We start from the raw sequence: 23,685 nt of genomic DNA on the forward strand, positions 1-23,685 counted from the left end.
CGTTTTTCGTAGGCGGTCATTCGAACCGCCTAAGCCGCAGCTTTCTTTCGATCGGCCACCAACGATGCGACCGTTCGCTCGGTGGCACCACGGTGCTTTAACACCAACGCCCTGGCACTTCGTCCCAGCGAATCAGCAGCAGGAATGTCGTCCAAACATCGGCGAACGAACGTTTCCAACTCCGCCGCATCGTTGACTCGAACAGCGGCGTCCGCATCGATCAATTGCTCTGCGATTTGCCGAAAATTTCGTGTGTTGGGACCGAACGAAACCGCGGATCCGTATCCTGCCGGCTCAAGCATGTTTTGACCGCCGCGATCGCCAAAGCTGCCACCGACGGTTGCGATCGGACCAACGCCCCACCAATCTCTTAGCTCGCCAATCGTGTCGACCAAAACGACCGACGAGGCCTCCCAATTCTGGTTCCCGATCGCCGGATCACTGCTGCGACGGTGGACGCTCAATCCATGATGTTCAACCAGTTTGGCGACTTCGTCAAAACGTTCTCGATGACGAGGAACCAAAACCAGACGCAGTTCTGGATGGTCGCTAACCAACGACTGGTAGATCGAAATCGCCATCGCCTCTTCGCCTGGCTGGGTGCTGCCGACGATCCAAACGCGATGCCACGGATCAACACCGGCCCACTGTGACAGTCGATTGACGGCGATGACATCTCGCGACGTCGGCGCGTTGTCGAACTTAAGCGATCCAGTTACCGTCAACCGACTCGGCGGCGTCCCACAGGCCTCGAAGCGTTTGCGAGTCGCTTCGTCTTGGCAACCGACCCACGTCAATCGGGCAAACGTGGACGCGGTCCAGCGAGAAAATGCTTGATACCTGGAACTGCTTCGTTCGCTTAGCCTCGCATTGGCAACGCAAACGGATACACCGAAATCGGTGGCGATACGAACCAGATTGGGCCACAATTCCAACTCGGCCAGCACCAACTTTTGTGGTGCCAAATTCTTGAGTGTTCGTCGGACGGCCCACGTGAAATCGAGTGGACAAAAGAAGACTCGCTCGCGACCAAACAGCTTGAGTGCCAAGTCGTAGCCGGTATCCGTCGATGTGCTGATGACAACGCAAACGCCGGGTTCGCGAAGTACTATTTCCCGGACCAAACCAGGCAGTAAATTCACTTCACCGACGCTAACCGCATGGACCCAAAGACAGCCGCGGCCTTGCGTCATCGCGTGGGCCTTCTTCGCCGCCAGCCCGAAAAGCTTTTCGGAAATCCCTCGCCGATAGCGACCGTGGCGAACCATTCGGTACCCGACAACCGGCGAAAGCAACATCAGCCCGACGGCGTACAGAAAATTGAATCGCATGGAAAATCCTTTTTCCGTTCCATCGAACCCGATACGCGTTACTTACGCATGTGACACGCTTTGTACTTCTTACCGCTGCCGCAGGGACACGGATCGTTGCGACCGACACGAGGTCCTTCATTTCGGATCGGATCCGGTCGCGACGCTTCGCCACCACCGCTGTTACTGGCTTCGGCCGCAGCTTGCGAAGCATTCGATTCGGCGGCAACGGCCATCGCCGAGTTGGCTTCGTCGTGACGGGCTTGGCCTTCGACATAGGTGCTGCGGATGAATTCTTCGTTCAGGGACTCCATCCGAAAAATCAAGTCCGTCACGCGTTCGCCGATCGATTCCCACATCGTTTCGAACAACCGCATGCCTTCGCGTTTGTATTCGACTTTGGGGTCCATTTGGGCATAGCCCTTCAAACCGACGCTGCTACGCAGGTGGTCCATCGTCAACAGGTGATTTTTCCACGTGTCATCGACGATATTGAGCAGTACTTGCCGCTCCATGCGACGCATTTCCGGGTGGAAGCGATCGTCCACCGCTCCATCGAGCGTCAAAGCCATTTCGTCGCGGTTCATTCGCGACAGGTCTTCTTTGGCAGCGTGATGATCCAGTTCGTCGTTCAGCCAACCCGCCAACTGGTCGAGTTTGCCGTTCGTTCCGCTGGCGACCGCAGCCGTCGTTTTCGGGTCTGCCTTCCCAAACAAATCGTCGAGTTTGGATTTCGCCAGCTGGTGTTTTTCGTCAGCGGCGCCGTGCGTGTTGCGACTGAATTCGATCAGCTGTTCTTTCAGTTCGTCACGATTGAGTCGGACGCTATCGATATCCAGCGACGCACCGAATCGACGCGACACCCATTGGACCAAACCTTCGCGATCGAGCGAGACTTGGGCACCTTGCTTCTCGGTGAACCGCGACAGTCCCGTCAGCACCGGATACTCAGCTTCTTTGTGCAGGTACGCCGCTTCGGCACGCTCGTACAGCGATTTGGAAACCTTTCGCCGATCTTCGACATCACGGAATTCGTCGGGCGTGGTTTCGATGCCGAACTTATGGTGCATCCAAGCGCTGAGCGTTCGCAGACCAAAGTCTGCGTCTAACATCATCTCGCCTTCGCTCAGATCAACGGTCGTGATCCTTTGATGCGCGGCGGCCGTCAAGACATCGATCATTTCGTCGCGGTCCATCTTCTGGAGCGAGTGCTCCTGATAGTTGGTCCCCAATCGCGTGTTTGCCCAGTTCGCCAGCGCCTTCCAGTTCCATTCATCTTCCATCGCTTCGGGAAGATTTTCCTCGACGACTTCGGCAACGGTGACTTCGGCAGATCGCTCGGCCATATCCTTGGCGTACGAGTCGGCCATTTCGAAATCCATGTTCGAAAAATCGCGTGGTTCCAGCTGGCAATCTAGTTTCGCTCCGGCGAATGACGCAAACGAGTCGACGCCGTAATTCGTTTCAAGGAACGTGTCGACGTACTTGGTGATTTGGCCGCGAACCAATTCCAAAATCATCTTCCGCGAACTGTGTCCGTCCAACAGGTTTTGGCGATATCGGTAAACCCGCTTGCGTTGCTCGTCCATGACCTCGTCATAGTCGAGCAAGCTCTTGCGAATTTCGTAGTTGCGTTCTTCGACCTTCTTTTGGGCCGCCGCGATTCGGCGAGTCACCATTTGAGACTCGATCGCTTCGCCTTCCTTCATCCCCAAGCGTTCCATCATGCTTTTGACAAAATCGCCAGCAAAAATCCGCATCAAGTCGTCTTCGAGCGACAAGAAAAAGCGGCTCGAACCGGGGTCGCCTTGACGACCGCAACGACCGCGAAGCTGCAAGTCGATACGGCGAGACTCGTGACGTTCGGTACCCAGGACGTACAGACCACCGATCTCGCGAACGACTTCGCCCTCTTCGCTCATCTTTTCGCGTTGGTCGATCTCGTCGACCAAAGTGTTCCAAACTTCGTCGGGCACTTCCAAACGAGTCGGGTATTCGTGTTGCAGTTGTGCCCAAGCCATGTTCTCGGGGTTACCACCCAGGATGATGTCCGTACCACGACCGGCCATGTTGGTCGCGATCGTGACGGCATTCAACCGGCCCGCTTGGGCGACGATATCGGCTTCGCGACCGTGCTGTTTCGCGTTCAAAACGTCGTGCTCGATGCCACGACGTTCCAGCAACTCGGACAACCGTTCGGATTTCTCGATCGAAACCGTACCGATCAACACGGGGCGACCCTTCCGTTCGATCGAGGTGATTTTCGACTTCGGAAACTTCGACGCCGTCTTTTCACCCTTCAAGATGATGCTGACTTCGTCATCCGTTTCGCTTTGGATGATGCCCCAGTGTTCGTCGTCTTTACTGTTGAGAATGTCCCACTTGTGGGCGCGTTCGACTTCATCGGCGAGCGCTTTGAATTTGTCTTTTTCGGTCAAGTAGATCAGGTCGGGATGCTCGATCCGTTGCATGTGGCGGTGCGTCGGAATCGCGACCACGTCCAAGCCGTAGATCTTCATGAACTCCGTCGACTCGGTCATCGCCGTGCCCGTCATACCGGACAACTTTTTGTACATCTTGAAGATGTTTTGCAGCGACGCCGTTGCGAACGTTTGCGTTTCCTGTTTGATCGGCACACCCTCTTTGGCCTCGACGGCTTGGTGGAGCCCGTCGGACCATTGGCGGCCTTCCATCAAGCGCCCGGTGAACTCGTCGACGATCACAATCTGGCGATCTTTGACGACGTAGTTAACGTCCAACCGATACAAATAATGAGCCTTCAACGAATTGTCGATCAGGTGCGGCCATTCCATGTTGCCAGCGGTGTAGAAGCTCTCGACACCGGCCAACCGTTCGGCTTCGCGAACACCTTCGTCGGTCAATGTGACGTTGTGCTGTTTTTCGTCGACGGTGAAGTGTGTTTCTTTGACCAATTGCCGGGCGACGCGATCCGATTCCTGGTAGCGTCCCAAGTCCAAATCGGCCGGGCCGCTGATGATCAGCGGAGTCCGTGCTTCGTCGATCAGAATATTGTCCACTTCGTCGATGATCGCGTAGTTGAGCGGACCTTGGCATTGCTGAACTTCGCTGGGGAACCGATCGTCGCCTTTGGCGGCCGGTCGCATGTTGTCGCGAAGATAGTCAAAGCCGAATTCGTTGTTCGTTCCGTAAGTGATGTCGCATGCGTAAGCGGCTTGCTTTTCCGCCGTCGACATGCCGGACTGGATCGCGTTGATGGTCAACCCCAGGTTCATGAACAGCGGTGCCATCCATTCCATGTCGCGACGGGCCAAGTAATCGTTGACCGTGATGACGTGAACGCCTTTGCCTTCGAGTGCGTTCAGGTACGTCGGCAACGTCGCGACCAACGTCTTTCCTTCGCCCGTCACCATTTCGGCGATGCCACCATTGTGAAGCACCATGCCGCCGATCAATTGAACGTCGTAATGACGCATGCTCATGAAACGCTTGCCGCCTTCGCGACAGACCGCGAACGCGTCTTCCAAAATGTCATCCAGCGCTTCGCCGTCACGCAGTCGCCCACGAAGAATATTCGTTTGGGCGCGAATTTCTTCGTCGGTCATCGCCGCATATTTGGGCTCCATGGCCGTGATTCGATCGGCGCGTTCACGAAACCGAGCGACGGTCCGCGCGTTGGCCGACCCGAAAACGGCCGTGATACCGCGTTCAACGGAACCGAAGGCGCCACCGAAAATGACGCCGAGGATGTCCCAAATCTGTTCAAAAAATGACATGGTTCTATAGAAGTTGTTTTGCCGAAAAGCCTGCGAGGTCAGCCGCCGTTGGCGCCTCGAGCGCTTCAAGAAGTTCATCCCTGATCGCGACAAACCGATGCCCGTGCGCGGACATTCGCCCCGCTTTAATCGCGTAAATCGTTCTGAAAGCTAAAGTTACGGGTTTGGGGAATATGGGTCAACTGCGATTGTGCGGTGCGGCCACCGTCGGGCCTATCCGAATTCGGTTCGCCGATTCGCCTCGAAAGTCTTGTAGGATAAGGCAGCTTTCTTTTCTCAGCTCTGGATTTCCTAACTTTGGAAGCCGCAATCCTATGCGACCTTATCACAAGTGCATCTGTCTCAAGCGAATCTGCCTCACGCGATCTTTGAACGCATCTGGCCCATTCCCGTCCCGATGGGTGCATCATCGCCGTTTTGCGACGATCGTGCCACCGACCCTCCATTCGCTTCGATATTCGCTTCGGCGCAGGTTTGCTTGGCTTGCCGCCGCCGCACTTTCGTTTTGCCTATTTTCGCCAAGTCAGGCTGTTTTCGCCCAGGGCCAGGGAACCGCTTTTGGGACATTGGGTGGCGTCGAGCCGACCGGCCAGTATCCGCCGCAAACGTATTATTTGGCGCTCGGGGTCTATCGCGGAGGCGATTTGCCATCAGCCCTGAACGCTTTCGAGGCCGCGCTGCGTGGATCTCGCCGCAACATCAACGGGCGGATGATCGACGCGATTCCCGCACTGGCGATGATGGGCGAATGCCATTGGCACCTGGGAAATGTTCCGGCCGCTCGCGAAATTTCGGACCAAGTCTATGACATCGCGACTCGATACCAAGGTTGGCTGTCGCGAGTGGACTGGAATTCGACCGTCCAGATGGGAGTTCAGCGAACCAAGCCGAATTGGCTGTGGCCCGACGCGGCGAGTGTCAATTTGATCGCGACGAGCGATCGGATGATGTTTCTGTCCGGGAATCGAGTCACCGAGCAGTCATTGGTCGCCGGCGGCGCGATCGAGGAATTGAACGTCCGGTCGATGGATATCATCGAAATCATGCGTGGCATCGCGACCGCGTCCTACCGTCGACGGATCATCCTGGGGCCGTTATCCGAAGAAGACTCGATGGCCGTGGCGTTGGTCAGTGCCACAAAATTCCCCGCGAACCTGAACATTCCCGTGGCGCGTTCGTTGATCGGTTCGATGCGGACGGCCGGTTATTTTTCAGAGCATGACGAGAAAAGTGTCGTCGCCGAGGCCGCTCGTTCGTCGACACCCGGCGGTGTCCATCCTTTGTCGCCGATCGCAATGCTGTGCCAAGCGTCGACCTTGGCCGCATCGGCGAACCCCGATGATGTCATCCCGATCGCGGCCAACGTGGCCAATGCGGCAGCGGTATTGGAGCAACCCGAATGGATAGGCGAAGCGATGCAGTTGGCGGCCGGGTGCACCAGTCCGGCCCGCGCGGCAACCGTCGCCCAGATGGCGACCGTTGCGGCCGGATCACTCAGTCGCCAGTCGCGATTGGGGACACTGCACTGCTTGATCGCTGCCGCCGACGCGGCGGTAACCGCCGGCGATCCCGCTTCCGCGTCGGGCTTGCTCGGACAAGCTCAAGCTCTGTCGTCGCGTCGCGATGTGATTCAACCTCGCTTGGAAGCCTACGGCGCGTACGTTCTAGCTCGGATCGCGGCCGCGAATGGCGCGACAATGGGATCGGGCAAAGTGAACGATCTGGACAAAGCTCTGTCGTCGATCGAAGGCTTCGCGCTTCGGCACGCCGACCGCAAACGATCGCTCGTTTCGATGCCGCGCATCTATCAACTTGGATTGGTGACTCAAATGGCCGGCAGCAACGTCGGCGCCAGCACGGGTTCCAAGTGGCTAAAAATGTATTGCGATGAACCGTCGATCGACGTTTGGCGTCGCGACCCCGTCGACGCGATCGCCGGATTGATCCTCGACCGAGCACCGGCTCATGCGATGCGAATCAACTTGGCTGCCGCGTCGGGATACGCGGAAGACCTACTGCAAGCCAGCGACGCCATGTTGGCAGCACGTTTCGTCGACCGACAACCCATCGGCGGACGCATCCTGCAGGCTCGGGCGATCGCCGGAGGTGACGATCAACTGCTTGCACCGGAAATCGCCGAGCTACGAAAGGCCGCCGGGCCGTTGATGGCCGAACTGCGAGGCGCCGCAATCAATCGCGCCGAGCCCGATGCCGCGGTGGCACAAATGATGGAGGCCAAGGCAACGTTGTTGGCGATCAACCGCACCAGCTTGCCGCAAGTAGCCGTGCCCACCTTAGACCCGAAATTGCCGATCGCGAAACTGGGCCCCCGCACAGCGATGTTGACCTACACGCACGTCGGCAACCGTTTGTATGCGACTCTATCGGCCGACGGCAAAGTGGTGATGTGGAACGTTGCGGCCGGCAACCGGATTCCAGGCGACATCAGCCGTTTGATGATGAGCATCGGTGTTGGCAAGACTCGCGGAAAGCGTTTACCCGAGGATGACGAATGGAAAACGATCGCTGTGTCGATCCGACAAAAACTGTTCCCCGAAGGCAATCAGATCACCGCCGAGCGATTCGACGAACTGATCATCGTGCCGGACGGACCGCTGTGGTATTTGCCGTTCGAGTTGCTGCCGATTGGCGAGCCCGACTCGCCGTTGATCTCTGAAAAGATCGCCATCCGGTACGCGCCGACACCAGGAATTGCGGTCAAACCGACGGCGATGCCGGCAACTTCGCGCGTCGTTGGCATCACGACCGACCAGTTTTTTGCGCCCCGCGACGTTGACTTGAATGCGTCGATTGTCGATTCGGTCGTCGACGTGATTAAGGAACCGTTGCGATTGCCAGACCAATTGAATGTGCCGACCGGGCTGGTGGGCGACCGGGTCGGCCATTTGGTAGTCGCTTCCGCTCGACCGGCCAACTTAAAGAACCCACTGGCAACAGGATTGGCGACCTATGACCAGTCATCGCCGTACGGAACGGTGGAGGGTTGGCTGCGTTTTCCTGTGGGATCGCCGGCCAGCGTGGTGCTGTTTGGATTGCGAACGTCGATTGACATCGGCCAAATTGGATCGGGCGATGAACTTTTCACGACCTTGGTTGGTCTGCATGTTGCCGGAGCGCGAAGTGTGTTGCTTTCGCGATGGGCGGTCGGTGGCGAATCGTCGGCCATGCTGCTGCGAGAATTTCTGCAAGAGCTTCCGTTCATGGGCATGAACGAATCATGGCGCCGTGCGACGACGCTCATTCGCCAGCGAGAACTCGACCCGACGGCGGAACCGCTGCTGATGCAATCGGAGCACGATCGCCAGGGAATCACGGGTGACCAACCGTTATTCTGGAGCGGCTATCTGGTTTCGTCGCCACCGCACCCAACGGCCGAATGATCGCCGCGTCGGCTTTTACGCTGCGATTTCCGCCGACGCACTAACTGCCTGCTGAAAAAGGGGGCTGACCCTCTCCGACGTTTCGAATTCACAATATTTCAGCAACGTCTCCAAAGGGTCAGACCCCGTTTTCAACAGGCTGCTAAGCCAATTCGGGAAAGACGCCTTCGTCCAATTCCATTCGGTTGATGATCGAACGCAGTCGAATTTGGAAGTCGCTTTTGTAGTTCGCGATCTGCTGTTCACTGAGGCCCGTTGCCTCGGCGACTTCTTTGTTGGGCATGCCGACGACAAACAGCAGCTCGATCGCTTTCAGCTTGTTCCAACCCTCGCCTGATTTCCATCGATCGACTTGCTCGCCGATCGCGTCTCGTACCGCAGACTCTTCGATTGCTTTGCGTTCGACACTGCGGGCGATCGAACTGGCGACACGATCGCTGCCGGCGGGCTCCATTGCGGCCCCCTCGCCACTGCTACCCCGATGGTGCATTTGGATCGATGGTCGACGGCCTTCGCGACGCAAATGATCGGTCAGCTTGTAAGCGCAGATTGAAAACAAATAGCTTTCTAATCGGCGATTGCCGTCGTAGTTGGGCAGACTGATCAAGAAACCGACAAACGCCTCTTGGACAATGTCCTCGCTGCTGGCTCGATTGCGAATACGGCTATCGGTGAAGGCAAGCAACCGACCTTCGAAACGATCGATCAACGACTGCCACGCTTCCTGGTCGCCCTTGCGAATCTGATCGACCAAGTACGCATCTGCATCGCTGGGCGGCTGGTTTTGGTAATCGACCATAGGACATACTGCACTTGGAAAGATAGAAAGACACAAACAAGGGGTCGCCTATCACTCTATCCCACCCGTCCAGAATTTGAAAATCATTCCCCCGCAACCATTCCCCACCATCATTCACACGCAGAGGGACGTTCCGCTAGGATTGGCCGGCCCGCTTCCCTTCCCAACGCGCCCCTTCCCGCCCCCACTGCGACGAATGACAGACGAAGAAACACCGGCCGGTGCCCGCGGAATCGATCTGGAATCGGGAATGCTTGCCCGCGTTCGTCAATGGACCGACGTGTTTCCGTGGGTACGGTTGAGCCGTTGCTTGCGAATCGCTGGCGCTCCGTCGATGCTGTTCGTGACGGCAATAGCGATGGCGATCCATGCAATCGGACTGCGACTGTTGACGGGTTCGTCGCCTCCGTCGTGGCGATGGTCGGATGCCGGTCCCGCGATGGTTCGCGAACCGCTTGAAAAGATCGCCTCGCTTGTCATCGCTGCGGAACCCACGTCCATCTTTTGGTGGCCGGAACATGGTGGGGTGACGACCGCTTTGACCACGATTGTCTGGTCCATGTTGGTATGGATTCCAGTCGCGTTGATGTTGGCACGGCAGGGCGGTTTGCTGGCCGCGGGTCGCCCGATGGCACCCCTGTCGGTGGTGTTTCGTTACGCGGTAGCCCGCACGGCGCCGGCTTGGATCGTTGCCATGGTTCCGCTGCTATGTGTCGCCGCGATCGGGTTGATCATGGTAGTCGTCGGAGTCGGAGCGAGATCGATCGCGGTGAACCAAGCCATCGAAGTCGCGTTCGGTTTCCTCGTCGCTGTCATCGCGATCCCCGCCGGACTGTTGGCCTTTGGATCAATCGTGGCGATTCCGATCGGATGGGCTGCACTTGCAAACGAAGGTGACGCCGACCCGCTGGATTCGCTCAGCCGCGGTTACGAGTATTTCTATCGTCGACCGGTTCATTGCTTGGGTTATGGTGTGATCGCCGCTGCCTTGATCGCCGTTGCAGCCACCATTGCGTCCGGCGTTGCTTGGTCGGCACGATCGATCGTGCTGTCGATGATGGGGCTGGTCAGCGCGCCGATTTCAACGTCGGACGCGGCACAGTTGCTTTGTGGACAGCTTCCTATCATCATTTCAGTCACACTTTTCTGGGGTCTCGGCGGCGGCGTCTACTTACTGCTTCGCGCGGCCGCAGGTGGCCAAGAAGTCGAAGACCTTTGGATTCCGCCTACGGCGCCAACCCAGTCTATGCCGAGTCTACGGTCACACTCGTCTACCTAAACGTGCTTCACCTATCAGCCCGAAGGGCCCAGCGATGCAACAACGATTCTCCATTTTCAAGACTCTATTGATCCTCGGCATGGGCCTTATCGGGTCCCAGTGCGAAGACTCCACCGCCCAAGAGACGGCTACGGCTTGGCGAACGGTCAACGTTAGCAACACGATCACTCGAGTCGCGCCTTGGTCGGGCATCGTGTTTTGGAATGACAATGATGCGGTGGATACGGATGCGATCCAGTTGGAATACAGCTATGTCAAATACAACGACATTGTGCGCGACAAGGGCGTTTACGACTGGACCATGGTCGAAACGTTGCTGGACCAGGCCGCATCGCGAGGACACCAACAAATTTTGCGTTTCTATTTCATCTATCCTGGTGAACCGACGACCGTCCCCGATTACATCAAACAGCTTTCGCATTACAAAGAAATCACCGCCAAAAGCGAAGGCAACCCGACCGGATTCGTCGACTGGTCGGCGCCCGAAGTCCAACAGTTCGCACTCGATTTTTACTCAGAATTTGCGGCCCGCTACGACCAGGATCCCCGCCTGGCTTACCTGCAAACGGGGTTCGGTTTGTGGGCCGAGTATCACATCTATGACGGCCCATGGAAAATGGGTCAAACGTTTCCGACGAAACAATTTCAGACGACTTTCTTGAACCATCTGGCGAAACAGTTTCGCGATACACCTTGGATGATTTCGATCGATGCTGCCGATACGGACTATACGCCGTTCGACGATCAACCCGAATTGTTGCGACTGAACTTTGGCGTCTTTGACGATTCGTTCTTGTGTAAACCGCATGCCAAAGAGAACGCCAAAAACTGGGCATTCTTTGGACGTGATCGTTGGGAACGAGGTCCCGGCGGTGGTGAGTTCAGTTACTACAACAAGAAGGACCAGAAACTTGCCCTATCAGCGTCGGGGCCAAACGGCCGAACGTTCCAGGACATGGCGTCGGAATTTCACCTGACATTCATCATCGGCAACGACCAATCGCGATACCAACCGATGCCACGCATCGCCGAAGCGGGAATGGCAATCGGCTATCGCATGACCATTTCGGATTGCCAAACCAACGGCAACGATTGGCGAATCAAAGTCACCAATAGCGGCATCGCGCCGATGTACCACGACGCATTTGTGGCGATCGGTGACCGCCGCTCGGCAACGTCGCTGAAAGGCCTGCTACCGGGGAAATCCGCCGTTTGCGAGATTGCGAAAGGCGGATCAAAACCCGACATCAGCATTCAATCGGATCGCTTGGTGAATGGCCAAACGATCCCATTTGAAGCAAAATAGGTTGCCGACCAGAGTGATGACGGCGCGACTACGGCAGATCCATGACGACCAAGCGTTGCACTTCGTCGGACTTGCCGATGACGACGATGGCTTGCGAATCTGACAGTTTGTCCATTTGAGTCACGCCGTCAAATGCGGCGATTGTTTCAAATGGTTGTCCCGCCGTGCCACCATTGGCCACCCGTTGGGTCAGTCCGGTCGCGTTTTGAATGTCATCCGTGCTGATCTTCATCACGCCACGCGCAGTGTTGCTCATCAGCAGCGTGGACCGACCGTCTTTTTCGTAGGTGATCAAATCGATCGGGCTATTCCAGTTGCCAAGTTCTGCAACCGTTGTACCGCGAACGGTTTCTTTGCTTCCCAGACTTTCAATGGGAAAACGAACCAAGGGAGTGCACGTGAAGCCGGCAAGCAACGTTGCTTCGCCATCGATTGTCATCGGCACGAACGTTCGGATCGTGGGCTCTTCGACGCGTCCGTGCGCGGCATGATAGATCTGGACATGGGTCACGATACTGTTGTCCGAAAACGGAAACGAAAACTCCATCACGTTCGATGGTGATTCCGTGGCGGAGACGCCCGACACCATCACTTTGCCGTCGAAGAAGGCGATGTCGGTGATTGATTCCATTCGCAGATTCTTCTGACGGCGGCCTTGGCCCGTGATCTCGTCGGCGGGAGGATCGGGCAATGCTTTGGCCGCGTGAACGACGTTCTGCAAATCGATGGACGTCAACTCGCCGTCGGCACCGACTTGCAACAGATGGAATTGTCCTTTGCTTTCCGCAGAAACGACAATCGTTTTCGATTGCGGATCGACGGCCAAATCACCAATAACGATATCGCCCGCGGCTGATCCCACTTTGTCACCGATCGCAAGCCGCACGTCGGCGACATTGATCGCGAACTCAGCCGGAGGCGTCGAATCGTTCGCGACCGAGATCGCATACACGGTGGCGGCTTTGGGGTCGCCGACCAACAACACGCCGTTTTCAGCGAATGCCATTGGGCCGAGCGATTGCAGTTTGACGGAACCGGCCGTCAACCCTTGCTCGGCGTTGGCGGGGACAGCCATGCCGACGACGGTCGATACGGCCAAAATCACAGCGACAGGGAAACGTAACATGCTAGACTCTCGCAAATTGGGGGTGGGTCGGATTCTGGTGAGCAGGGGCGACCGTGAAGACAGCTTTCATCGTATCGTTTTCAAACCCCGCCGCTTCGTTTACGTTTTGAAGATTCACGTTTTTCCTTAGAGAGTATTTCTGATGAGCGCCGAAGCACGACTTACCGAACTGAAACTGGTTCTTCCCCCATCCCCCAAGCCCGTCGGTGTCTACAAGCCGATCGTCGTCGCGGGAAACTTGGCCTATCTTTCCGGTCACGGCCCATTGAAAGCCGACACAAAACTGATCAAGGGCCGATTGGGATTGGACATGGATGTCGAAGCGGGATACGAGGCGGCGCGCGTGACGGGGTTAGCGATGTTGGCCACGTTGCAGTCGCATTTCGGATCCCTCGATAAGGTCAATCGCTTGGTCAAACTGCTGGGCTTGGTTCGATGCACCGATTCGTTTGACCAGCAACCGGCCGTCATCAACGGCTGCAGCGAACTTTTCCGCGACGTGTTCGGCGAAGAGAACGGCGTGGCGGCTCGAAGCGCCCTGGGCACCAACGCGCTGCCCGGCGGCATCGCCGTCGAAATCGAAGCGATCTTCGAAATCAAAGTTTGACGGGGGAAATCAAAGTTTGACGAGTTTTTAGTTGCCTTGATGGACAACGATGCCTATCGTTGCGACTAGTCGAATCCTTCGTTACTCACGTTTTCGGGTCCGCATTGTCGAACCCTGTTGATGTCTTCTAAACTTCGCCGCCAAATCGCTTGGCAGGCTGCTCGCCTAATGCATTCCCGTGACGTCACGGAATACTTTCAAGCCAAACAAAGGGCCGCGCGTGCTGTGGTCCGCGGCTGGGTTAAACCGGCCGACTTGCCCAGCAATGCCGAAATCCGTGAACAGGTTCAGATTCTGGCTCGTCTACACGAGGGCTCGCGCCCGACGAACCAGTTGCGATCGATGCGACTGCGGGCGATGTGGTGGATGAAACAGCTTGAAGAGTTCCACCCCAAGCTGATCGGCAGCGTTTGGACGGGCGGAATCCGCGAAGGTTCGGACATCGACATCCACGTGTTCACGAACCATCCCGACACAATTGCTATGCGCGTCGAAGCGCTCGGTGGGTCACACACTCTCGAGCGAAAGCGAGTCGTGAAAGATGGCCAGTCGCGAGTCTTCACGCACATTCACATCCGTGATGAGCATCCGATCGAGTTGACGGTCTATTCGACGTCGCTGCTGGGTTTTCGATTCCGCAGTTCGATCACCGGCAAGCCGATCGAACATGCGTCGACGGCCGAGCTTGAAAAACGGATTCAAATCGAACACGACGTCGATCCCGATCAACTCCAAGCGAACCTCGACGACATGGATACTCGTCCGGATCGTTGGAACGTTTACTTGGCGTTGCTGATGCCGCTTGAAAGCGTTCGCGAGAATCCAAAGTTTCATCCCGAAGGCGACGTGCTTCATCACAGCCTGCAGGTCTATGACTTAGCCAAAGACGAAGCCGCCTACGACGAAGACTTTCTGCTGGCAGCCCTGTTGCACGATGTCGGCAAGGCGATCGATCCCTACGATCATGTGGCGGCGGGCTTGGAAGCACTTGATGGCTTCGTTTCGGAGCGGACAGCATGGCTGATCCAGCACCACATGGACGCGCATAAAATTCGCGATCACTCGCTGGGCGCACGGCGGCGGCGACGCTTGTCCGAGCATCCGTCGTTCGATGATCTGATGCGGCTCAGCGACTGTGACGTTGCCGGTCGAATCGCCGGCGCCGAGACGCCTTTGCTGGAAGAGGCTCTCGACTACATCGAACAACTCGAAGACATGTTCGGATGATTGGGTCTACGTTTTTCGATACAGCCGAATATCGTTTGGACCACAAAACATCATCAACAATGCACCACGCGCCGCGTAGCGGTTGAACACGGCTTCGTGGAAATCATCCTCGCCCGGCCATGGGTACGAGTACACGATGGCGAAGTCATCGATGTCCAGCCCGATCGAATCGTAAGCATTTTCGACCGGGTGCCCGAGGCTGGGCAACATCGGATCGTCGGCCAACGATTCGGCGCCGGTTGGCAAAAAGTTTCCGTGGACCAACTCGACGGGAACCTCCCAATCGTCGACCGTGATCCGGCCTTGCTGTAACAGCACGTCTTCCGATTCGATTCCGATCACATCCAACCCCAACAGTGCAGCCGCCGCGCTGACGATTGCGAATCCACTACCCCATTCGACGAATCGTCGCCCGATCGTCATTTGAGTCTCAAGTGTCCAATCGAGCGACTGAAAAACGTGCGAGTAATCGGCCGCAACGAATTGCTCGATCTGTGGCCGGTCCCAACGATCTTGAAACGCCTCGATGCGTTGTTTGGCTGACTCGAATCGCTTGACGACGCGATCAGGGATCGGCCGCGCATCGACGTGCGATGGGATCTCAATTTTTTGAAGCACAAGCAATCTTCTTTACGTTTTGACCAGACGTGTCCATTGTCATTGGAACGATGATTTCATGAACGACACAACCACCACAAAATGTTTGGGATCCGATGACATCGAGACGGACCAACAAACCACCGACGATTGCGAAGCCATGATCGTTTGCTTGAACACACGACGGTTCGTGATCGTGCGGCCGAGCGAAAAAATGAACGTCTGGCCGTGTGAGGGAGGTTGGGAGCGAATCCGACAAATCCACACCGGAGACCGAGTCATCTACCAGGGAAAAATTTCGATCGTTCGGGCTGTCGAAGTCTATCGCTAGACAGGGCTGAAAAAGCGGCCAACGCTTGTGGTCCTGGCAAGCCGCGACAGGCAACGAACTGCGAAGCCGCTTGCGTTTATCAATCCTCGCGAACGGAGGCCCAGAGGCCCAGAGGCCCGGGGTCCAGGGTCCGGGGTCCGGGGTCCGGGGTCACAGGGTCACAATGTCTCGGGGCACGCGAGGTGACGGTAAAAAACAGGGCGGCGATTTTTCTAGGTCGTGCCTTCGTCGAAATTCGCGTCTAGGTCTGGGTTGACGGCATATTCCCATTCCAAAGTCTCGACGTCGGTCGCATCGGCCCAACGACTTTGCGGTCCCCAAAGCGCTTCCTGGCAAATCGGACACTTTGCGTCTTCGATGTTTGGATATTGATGTGCCGTGTTGACATCGGGTTCCAACCAGATCGCTTCGCACTCGTCACACACAATCAAACCGTGCGGCTGGGTTGATCCCGTTTTCGCGAACTGGTTTTCGATGTCGATGGAATCTTTTGCTGCGACACCGCAGATCCGAATACCGCACAAGCCGCCGCCACAAATGGGACAGAAATTGATGGAATGTTTTGGGCTCACGACGAGCAGGCTCCGTTGGATCAGATTGACGGGGAATAACGACGGACAAGGCACAAACACGCAATGATCAAGGTCACATCGGATACGCCGTGATGACCCGATTACCATCCAAGACGATTCGGACACGGCGAGCCATCGGGTTTCGCTTACGCCCACCGTCACGACCACCAACGAATCCGATACGTCCGCCCATGTCGACGGTATAGATGATGCGGCCATCCTCTTCGGTCTTGGTCGTCTTTTGATTTTTCTTGGCACGATCGAATGCCCGATCGATCGTGGCCAACGCCCCGTCCATATCACCGTCAAAAACACCATGGCTGCCGGGGCGACTCGGATCATCAACCGTGTGGCGGCGCAAATGTTCCAACCGATGCCCTTCAGCACTTCCGGGCGTGTACATCAGACCGGCGGGCGAGATATACCGATCGGCCGATACCTCTCGTAAGATTCCAAACAACAGATCCGACTTCTCAGCCGATGTCGGCGATGTCGTTTTCGCATTGCTGGGTTTGACATCGATCGCATCGGCGCGCGGCGACGAGCTTGACGTCGCTCGGTCAGCCGTCCGCATCCGGTCCGACAACGGCCCCGGCTTGGGCGAACTGGACGAAGTTGCAGTTGACGACGTTGATTTGCCCGTTGCCGGCTTGGGCTCGAAAGTCTGGTTCGAGGGCGTCTGTTTCGACGGCTGTTTTTTCGTCGCAGCCGCAGAGTCGGCCATGCGAACGTTGCCGTCACGGTCGGTTTTCACCGCCGGCAGTGACCAACCATACCGCTCGTTCAGTCGAGGCGCTGAAAACGAATAGATCGCCACCAGGGCGACGACGGCCAGTCCACCCACTTTCGATTTCGTACCCGACTTGCGCCTTGTCGAACCAGCGATCGAGCTCGATTGCGAAACGTCACCGCGTTCTGCCATTCCTGTTTTCCTTTTTCCTTCTTCCCGTGCAAACCAGTCGCGACGAATCGTCCGACATCCCCCGCTGGATGTTGCTTCGCTTCGACGTCCCAGATTGTAGACCACCGAGAGTTTTTTGACTTGTTATCGATCCAACCGACTAAATCCGTCGCTACGGTAGGATTTTCCGCATAAAAGCGACTCAGCAGACAGTGCCGTCTCTGGGGCGTGGTATCTTTAGGGAGATAAGGCAAAATACGCGAGATAGAGAGCCTTCGTTCGCGGAAAAATCCGCTTCTGCCTTCCAACGACTCATAAACCCCGATTCCGAAGAATATCCGATGCGTCAGTTTTTTCGATGGATGGTTGCCTCGTTTGCCGTTGCTGTCGTCATGCAAACGATCGCCACTGAAACCCAGGCCGCTGAACCAGGGTGGTCACCGGTCATCATCGCTCGGGGCGAATATCGCCAGCAAATCGAGTCGATGCCGATCGAGTTGCGTCCTTATCGACCGTTGCACTTTTACGGCAATACGGTCCGCCGGAACCACTATCACGGCACGCCGCTGCCGTTGCCACGGACGTCACCTGTGCGAACCAGTTCGATCGGCGTGATTGGCCCCGTGTATCAAGCGATGCCCACTCGTTCACCCCAATTCTTTCGCAGCGGTTTCTAAACGCCGGGATTGAATCCGACCGGTGTCAAGGATTTTGGGACCTGGCTGGCGCTGTCCCGGTGATCGATCACGTTGAATTGATTTTAAGGGCGATTTGAACGATCGCCCGTCGCTTGCTAGTTTCGAGGGTCAATGGTCGCGATGCGTGATTACGTGTCACCGTCGCGGCGTATATTCTGTGCGGATTCGACACATGATTTAGAATCCAGCTTGAACGCTTTGATCTTTTTGTCTCGTCAGCCCTGAAGGGTACTAGCGGTATGGCACATTCCGAACGGCTGACTGCGACCACGCTCGTCCAGTGGATCGGAATGCGCGCCAAGCTCCATGGCGATCGGCCGGCGTTGACGTTTCTTGATGACGAAACCGGCGAAACGACCTGGAGCTACGCCGAACTGTGGCGCCAATGCTGTGCCGTCGCGTCACAGCTGAACGGTATCGAAGTCGCCAAGGACGATACGTTGCCGCCACGAGCGATGTTGCTGTATTCGCCCGGCGTCGATTTCTTAGCGGGTTTCTTGGGTTGCCAAGTCGCCGGATGGATCCCGGTGCCGACGTGCTATCCCAAACCGAACCGAGCAATGCCGCGACTCGACTCCGTCGCAGCCGACTGCGCGCCGTCTGCCATTTTGGGTGATCGGTACGCGATCGACGGTTTAGATTCGAACAAACTGGCGCCCCCGGCCCGCTCGATTCCGCGAATCATCACGTCAGAGAACGCGACAATACCGGACGGCTGGATCGATCCCCAGACGCTTTCGTCGGACGCCGACGCCATCGCGTTCTTGCAATACACCAGCGGCAGCACCAGCGATGCAAAGGGCGTCGTTGTTCGTCATCGCAACGTATTGGCCAACCTTGAATCGATTCGGCGAGGATTCCAAATCGAGTGGCCATCGGATATTGATGAATCAACGGACACACCGAATGTTTGCGGTGTCTTTTGGTTGCCGTTCTTTCACGACATGGGTCTGATCGGTGGCGTGCTGGCACCGTTGTACGTGGGCGGTAGAACCATTTTGATGAGCCCACGGTCATTCCTGCAACGACCGATCCGTTGGTTGCAGGCGATCAGCAAGCACAACGCCACCATTAGCGGCGCCCCTAATTTTGCTTACCAACTTTGCGTTGATCGCATCTCGCCCGATCAAACCGACGAGTTAGACCTGAGCGGTTGGCGGATCGCGTTTTCCGGCGCCGAACCTGTTCAAGCACGAACGCTCTTAGACTTTGGCAGCCGCTTTTCGAGCTGCGGATTCGCGTCCAACGTCTTCTACCCGTGCTATGGTCTTGCCGAAGCGACGTTGTTGGCGGCAGGCGGCGACGGTCCGGCCGAACCCACGGTCGTCACCGTTGAGCGAGAGTCATTGGCCACCGGTAATCCGCGAATCGTTCCAGGCGGGCGCGGTATCGGGTTTCAGAAACTGGTCGCCTGCGGATCCGCTTGCTACCAGACTGAATTGAAAATCGTGGACCCTTCGTCTCGCCGCGAACTGTCCGATTCATCCATCGGCGAAATTTGGATTCGCGGCCAAGGCGTGACCTCGGGACACTGGAATCGTGACGCCGAAAACGCGGCCATGTTTGATGCGGAAACCGACGACGGCCAACGCGGTTTTTGCCGAACAGGCGATCTTGGTTTCTTACATCAATCGCAACTCTACATCACGGGTCGATTGAAAGATTTGATCATCTTGCGAGGTCGCAATTTGTTTCCCCAGGACATTGAATCCACCGCGCTCGACGTGGTCGGTCAGAGTGGCATTCAGTGTGCGGCATTCCCCGTGGATAGCGGGCGTGGCGAGGCACTTGCGATCGTTGTCGAAGTACCACGCGATGCCGAAGTGTCGACCTTGCCCGACTTGGTTCGATCGATTCGCCGGGAAGTGATCGAGGTCCACGAAGTTGATCCGCGTCACGTTTGGCTGGTTCGCCCCGCCACCATCCCCATGACCAGCAGCGGCAAGGTCCAACGGAGTCGATGTCGCGAACAGTTCGTGGCGGACGACATCAATACCAAGTACCGTTACGATCGGTGTTCTGGCAGCGAGCAAGTGCCGATCCCACTGCCGTTGATGCCCGCGAACGCAACGGCAAAAGATTTTCAAGTCGTCTTATCTGAAACCGAGAACTGGATGACGCAGTGGTTGATCGCACGCGCCGGAGTCGATCCGGCCGACATCGACACCGCCAAACCGTTCTCGGAGTATGGACTCGATTCCATGACGGCAGTGGAAATGAGCGGCGAGATCGAAGACTGGTCCGGCGTCGAGTTGACGCCGATGGTCGCTTGGAATCACCCCACCGTTTCGGGGCTCAGCGACTTCATCGCTCATGAAATCACTGCGTCGACTGCAACGCCAATCCCGTCGGTCGTCAGCGATGCGCACTTGACGTAAAGGCCTGCTGAAGTCTGGTCCGGATTGAACTCCAGCGATTCAGAAAATTTCAAACATAGGGAAGGCATCCTGCCAATTCCTCACGGATCTACTTGGAAGCCTTCAACTCGGTCGCTTCCGCTTCTAACTTGGCCACTTCGTCTTCCAACTGCTGCAACTCGGCGGGATCATCCGCCTGCTCGCGAGATCCGGCCAACCGAGGCCGCAGCGTTTGCAGCTTCTTGTTGATGATGTCGAGACGCTTCTTTGCTTTTTTGTCCACGGATAACCTGGTTGGATAGAAGTATGTTGTGAAATCGACGATTTCCGATTTCGTAAAACTTAAAATTCAAATAGCGCGACGATAAAATGGACGACCAACACGTACAGCGTCGTCCATAAAACAGTCGATGTGATCGCATCGCTGACATCGCCCGCCGAAAATTTCGGTGACGCCCCACGATAGTAACCGATCGCGCCGGTTCCAACACCGCATGCCAGATTCTTCAACGCCACCCAGCCCCAGCCTTTGGAAAAGGCGAACCAGCCGAGCGACGAATCACCGGCGTCTAAGTTTCGGTAGAAGTGCTGTTCCCAAAAATAGGGACCGATCGACGGATGCGATTGCGTGAATGTGATCAAAGAAACCCACCGTGCCGCGGTGAACGCGATCCACTCCAGCGCCGGGGTCGCCACCATGAATGCCAAGACGATGCACGCAAGCAAATAGGCCGTCGGACGCACCCCCAACGTTCGCATAGCATCGACTTGTCCACCGTATTGCTTCACCCCCACATCGGCCGCGACCGCCGCGCCGCAGCGGGCCGCGATCAAGATCGTTGCCAGCACGGGTACCAGAACGCGGTAGAGTGCGAACCCGATCGACGACAACAATTCATCGATTAAAAGTGGCTGCGTATAGAGTCGAAACGGCAAAAAGCGAAACGTGAAGTACGTCGTCGTGAATCCAACGATAACACCCGCCAGCGCCAAATAGACCCAGGCCGACGCACCACCAACCAATCGCAAGTAGTGGGCGAAGAATCGCAATCCCCAAACGACGCGGGGAAACCGTGGCAGCGCATCCCAAGGCAATCGAATGGCCGCGATCAGGGCGGATCCCGTCGCCGAAAAGAACGCGTCGGCTTGTTCCATCGCCCAATCGGTCTTGGTTGATTCCGGTGACTCGGTCGCGCCCGTCGCGACCGGCTTCATTCGGTCGGGAATGTCATTCCAATGTTCACGATCGATGGCAACCAAACGCTTCTCGTGACTGTCCAAAAGTAAGACGGCATCAGCGATCGGCAACAACGTTTCATAGTCGTGGGTGACAACAATACTGGTACGGCGATGCTTGGATTGGGTCCGACGAATCAGCTCGGCGACCTTCCGACCGCTGGCGGCATCCAAACCCGATGTCGGTTCATCGTAAAGCACAATGTCCGGTTCGGCGGCCAACGTCCGCGCGATCGCAAGACGCTGCTTTTGACCGCCGCTTAAATTGGCGACCCGGCGATTGGCCGGGACTCCCAATTCATCTAACCAAGACGCGGCCGATTGCGTTGTCGCGTTTCCTTGGCGATGGTCGATCCCAAACTGAACGTTCGCGGTCGGTGAGAGTTCGTCAAAGAGTGCGAACTGTTGAAAGACGATGCCGACTCGTGGGGTCCGCGATTGCGGTTTGCTTTCTGGTTCACCGGCGACGCCCCCAAGTTCGATGTCGCCGTCCCACGTGACCGTTTCGCCACGACGGGGAATCAAACCCGCCAACACGCGAAGCAGCACCGATTTGCCGGCGCCGCTGCCGCCAACAATCACCGTGATCTTCCCACCGGGCATCGTGACCGTCGTGTCCGCCAAGAGCGGCAACGCGCCAACGCGGACGTTCACATCAACAAGGCGCAGCGGCCGATCGTCAAGAATTTCGGGGGAACCGTTCCCGTCGGTCATTTCGAATCATCCTCGTTCGCCATATAGACGATCGGGTAGGGCATCGGTTCATTCGAAAAACCGATGACGGGCGGCGCGCCATCGCGGTTCGTCGTCTCGGCCAAACGAACCACGATCCAGCGGCGGTCTTTGCCCAGAATCTGATTTCGCAACACGCGAGCAAAGTTCGGATTGATGCCCTCTTCCTGAGTTCCAAACAGGTCGTCGCCGATCTGTCGCGCAACCGGTTCCAATCGCTCGCTCGTCAACGCGAACGCACGCCGCGCATCGTCGCTGGTCCAGACTTCGGTCCAAGCGTTTCGAAGCTCCACGTTGTCGACGAACGTTTCCTTCAAAATCGTGCGTACCAGTTCACGGGCCTGCGGATCCGCAGCGATCTCCGTTGCCACTTCCGCCAACTCGGATCGAATTGCACCGTTGGCAGCGACATCCGTGATGATTTCTTGCACCGCAACGACGACGTCGTCCATATGAGACTCAAAAACGGGGATCGCCTGTTCCTCGACAAAGCGGTCCCATTCTTCTTGCAGCAAATCCTTCTTCGGCAACGGCGATCGGTCGTAAACGGCCCGCCAACCAAATCGCCAAATTGATGCTTTATCCCAAAGCTCGCGGCCAATTTTTTCGGCTTCGGGTTCGCCGTGCTGGCGAACGATCGGCAGAATCTCACGCCGGGCAAGGGGGATCAACCGATCCTTCATCACTTGGTCGTTCCATCGGGCGACCAATTGATCCACTTCGCCACGGTGCCGCCCGATCGAGCGTCGAAACTCATCTTCGATGATTGGCAGCGACCGCTGGAAGCTCAACTGGACCAGCGGCACATAGGCGGCCGCCAATTGATCTCCGTGCATGGCCATGGCATCGCTCAGTCGACGAGCAATTTTTTCGCGTTGATCATCCGGCAACATCGTGGCGACAATATCCTCGAGCCGACCGCTGCTGCGATACTGCGTCCACTGGCACTGCGCGACATCCCAATCGGGATGATTCCAGCCGATGACCAGTTGTGAGGTTTTATCCCCGCGAGGGGCCAATGATTGCACGAATCCGACCTGTGACCATTCGCCCGAGTCGTCTTGAAGGAAGACGGGATCGTTCGGCTTCAAGCGAGACGACGGATCGATCGCTTCGAACCGCGTCCCAGCGCCGCTGAAGTACGCGCCACTGAAGTAACGGATCAGCGTGCGATGCACCGGCGGCGCGGCATCGTCGCCACTGGACCGGACGCCCCACCACGCAATCGCCATCGCGGACACCCAAAAAACGATGCCCAGGCCGCGAGTGATGCTGTGTTGATTGGATCGTGTCCTCATGAGGCGTAGGATAACTTGTCCACCACGACTTTGGCGACCATGCCGGGGTCGCCGGCAGGGCAACTCATTTTTAGAACCTATATAAGTTCTGAGGTCGCCAGTTGTTGCCAGCGCGTTCACCACCCGCGGCGTGAGGAAGTACGATAGGGGCCC

General features: G+C 56.9%; 18 protein-coding genes. 8 read left to right on the forward strand and 10 right to left on the reverse strand.

The genetic code is table 11. From position 1 onward, the window contains the following. Positions 1-29: 29 nt before the first annotated feature. Both Poly51_RS11550 and Poly51_RS31685 read right to left on the reverse strand, forming a co-directional pair. Entirely contained in the window at positions 30-1,331 is a 1,302-nt protein-coding gene (locus Poly51_RS11550) for a 3-deoxy-D-manno-octulosonic acid transferase (protein ID WP_146457609.1), read from the reverse strand. A 38-nt stretch (positions 1,332-1,369) separates the two neighbouring features. Beyond that, positions 1,370-5,065 carry a preprotein translocase subunit SecA gene (locus Poly51_RS31685; RefSeq protein ID WP_146457611.1) on the reverse strand — a complete coding sequence of 1,232 codons (3,696 nt, stop codon included), beginning with the start codon at positions 5,063-5,065 and terminating at the stop codon, positions 1,370-1,372. Positions 5,066-5,493: 428 nt separating this feature from the next. Here Poly51_RS31685 and Poly51_RS11560 point away from each other — a divergent pair, with 428 nt between their 5' ends. Beyond that, positions 5,494-8,466 (forward strand): CHAT domain-containing protein, encoded by a 2,973-nt coding sequence (locus Poly51_RS11560; RefSeq protein WP_186775491.1) that lies wholly within the window; start codon positions 5,494-5,496, stop codon positions 8,464-8,466. Between the two features lie 142 nt (positions 8,467-8,608). Here the strand turns inward: Poly51_RS11560 and Poly51_RS11565 are convergent, their stop codons facing one another. Then, positions 8,609-9,265, reverse strand: a complete 657-nt coding sequence (locus Poly51_RS11565; protein WP_146457616.1) for an RNA polymerase sigma factor — start codon at positions 9,263-9,265, stop codon at positions 8,609-8,611. Between the two features lie 196 nt (positions 9,266-9,461). Between Poly51_RS11565 and Poly51_RS11570 the strand changes: the two genes are divergently transcribed. Next, positions 9,462-10,544 carry a hypothetical protein gene (locus Poly51_RS11570; RefSeq protein ID WP_146457617.1) on the forward strand — a complete coding sequence of 361 codons (1,083 nt, stop codon included), beginning with the start codon at positions 9,462-9,464 and terminating at the stop codon, positions 10,542-10,544. A gap of 34 nt (positions 10,545-10,578) precedes the next feature. Then, positions 10,579-11,850: a DUF4832 domain-containing protein gene (locus Poly51_RS11575; RefSeq protein WP_146457619.1), complete on the forward strand. Its 1,272-nt coding sequence runs from the start codon at positions 10,579-10,581 to the stop codon at positions 11,848-11,850. A gap of 28 nt (positions 11,851-11,878) precedes the next feature. Here Poly51_RS11575 and Poly51_RS11580 read toward each other — a convergent pair whose 3' ends face one another. Continuing rightward, a complete protein-coding gene (locus Poly51_RS11580; RefSeq protein WP_146457621.1) occupies positions 11,879-12,976 on the reverse strand; it encodes a hypothetical protein in 1,098 nt (365 codons plus the stop codon). 142 nt (positions 12,977-13,118) lie between these two features. Between Poly51_RS11580 and Poly51_RS11585 the strand changes: the two genes are divergently transcribed. Both Poly51_RS11585 and Poly51_RS11590 read left to right on the forward strand, forming a co-directional pair. Beyond that, positions 13,119-13,583, forward strand: coding sequence for a RidA family protein (locus tag Poly51_RS11585; protein WP_146457623.1), 465 nt, complete (start codon positions 13,119-13,121; stop codon positions 13,581-13,583). Positions 13,584-13,703: 120 nt separating this feature from the next. Beyond that, positions 13,704-14,810 (forward strand): HD domain-containing protein, encoded by a 1,107-nt coding sequence (locus tag Poly51_RS11590; protein WP_315853666.1) that lies wholly within the window; start codon positions 13,704-13,706, stop codon positions 14,808-14,810. Between the two features lie 6 nt (positions 14,811-14,816). Here Poly51_RS11590 and Poly51_RS11595 read toward each other — a convergent pair whose 3' ends face one another. Next, the gene (locus Poly51_RS11595; RefSeq protein WP_146457626.1) at positions 14,817-15,428 is read right to left on the reverse strand and encodes a class I SAM-dependent methyltransferase; all 612 of its coding nucleotides are present in this window, start codon (positions 15,426-15,428) and stop codon (positions 14,817-14,819) included. A gap of 58 nt (positions 15,429-15,486) precedes the next feature. Here Poly51_RS11595 and Poly51_RS11600 point away from each other — a divergent pair, with 58 nt between their 5' ends. Further along, positions 15,487-15,738 (forward strand): hypothetical protein, encoded by a 252-nt coding sequence (locus Poly51_RS11600; RefSeq protein ID WP_146457628.1) that lies wholly within the window; start codon positions 15,487-15,489, stop codon positions 15,736-15,738. A 212-nt stretch (positions 15,739-15,950) separates the two neighbouring features. On the opposite strand, the gene Poly51_RS11605 is transcribed toward Poly51_RS11600, so the two are convergent. Both Poly51_RS11605 and Poly51_RS11610 read right to left on the reverse strand, forming a co-directional pair. Further along, positions 15,951-16,310, reverse strand: a complete 360-nt coding sequence (locus tag Poly51_RS11605) for a hypothetical protein (protein WP_146457630.1) — start codon at positions 16,308-16,310, stop codon at positions 15,951-15,953. A gap of 73 nt (positions 16,311-16,383) precedes the next feature. After that, entirely contained in the window at positions 16,384-17,232 is an 849-nt protein-coding gene (locus tag Poly51_RS11610) for a hypothetical protein (protein WP_146457632.1), read from the reverse strand. A 320-nt stretch (positions 17,233-17,552) separates the two neighbouring features. On the opposite strand from Poly51_RS11610, the gene Poly51_RS11615 reads away from it, so the two are divergent. Both Poly51_RS11615 and Poly51_RS11620 read left to right on the forward strand, forming a co-directional pair. Continuing rightward, positions 17,553-17,888 (forward strand): hypothetical protein, encoded by a 336-nt coding sequence (locus tag Poly51_RS11615; RefSeq protein ID WP_146457634.1) that lies wholly within the window; start codon positions 17,553-17,555, stop codon positions 17,886-17,888. Positions 17,889-18,148: 260 nt separating this feature from the next. Continuing rightward, positions 18,149-20,287, forward strand: a complete 2,139-nt coding sequence (locus Poly51_RS11620) for an AMP-binding protein (RefSeq protein ID WP_146457636.1) — start codon at positions 18,149-18,151, stop codon at positions 20,285-20,287. Between the two features lie 88 nt (positions 20,288-20,375). Here the strand turns inward: Poly51_RS11620 and Poly51_RS30390 are convergent, their stop codons facing one another. Genes Poly51_RS30390 through Poly51_RS11630 form a run of 3 tightly spaced genes read right to left on the reverse strand, consistent with a single transcriptional unit; the run spans position 20,376 to position 23,532 of the window. After that, entirely contained in the window at positions 20,376-20,549 is a 174-nt protein-coding gene (locus tag Poly51_RS30390; RefSeq protein ID WP_186775492.1) for a hypothetical protein, read from the reverse strand. A 59-nt stretch (positions 20,550-20,608) separates the two neighbouring features. Further along, a complete protein-coding gene (locus Poly51_RS11625; protein WP_146457638.1) occupies positions 20,609-22,216 on the reverse strand; it encodes an ATP-binding cassette domain-containing protein in 1,608 nt (535 codons plus the stop codon). Continuing rightward, on the reverse strand, positions 22,213-23,532 hold the full coding sequence (locus Poly51_RS11630) for a hypothetical protein (RefSeq protein ID WP_146457640.1): 1,320 nt from the start codon (positions 23,530-23,532) through the stop codon (positions 22,213-22,215). Before Poly51_RS11630 ends, Poly51_RS11625 begins: the two co-directional genes overlap by 4 nt. Positions 23,533-23,685: the final 153 nt, after the last annotated feature.

Origin of the sequence: Rubripirellula tenax (genome assembly GCF_007860125.1) — a bacterium.
Taxonomy (GTDB): Bacteria; Planctomycetota; Planctomycetia; order Pirellulales; family Pirellulaceae; genus Rubripirellula; species Rubripirellula tenax.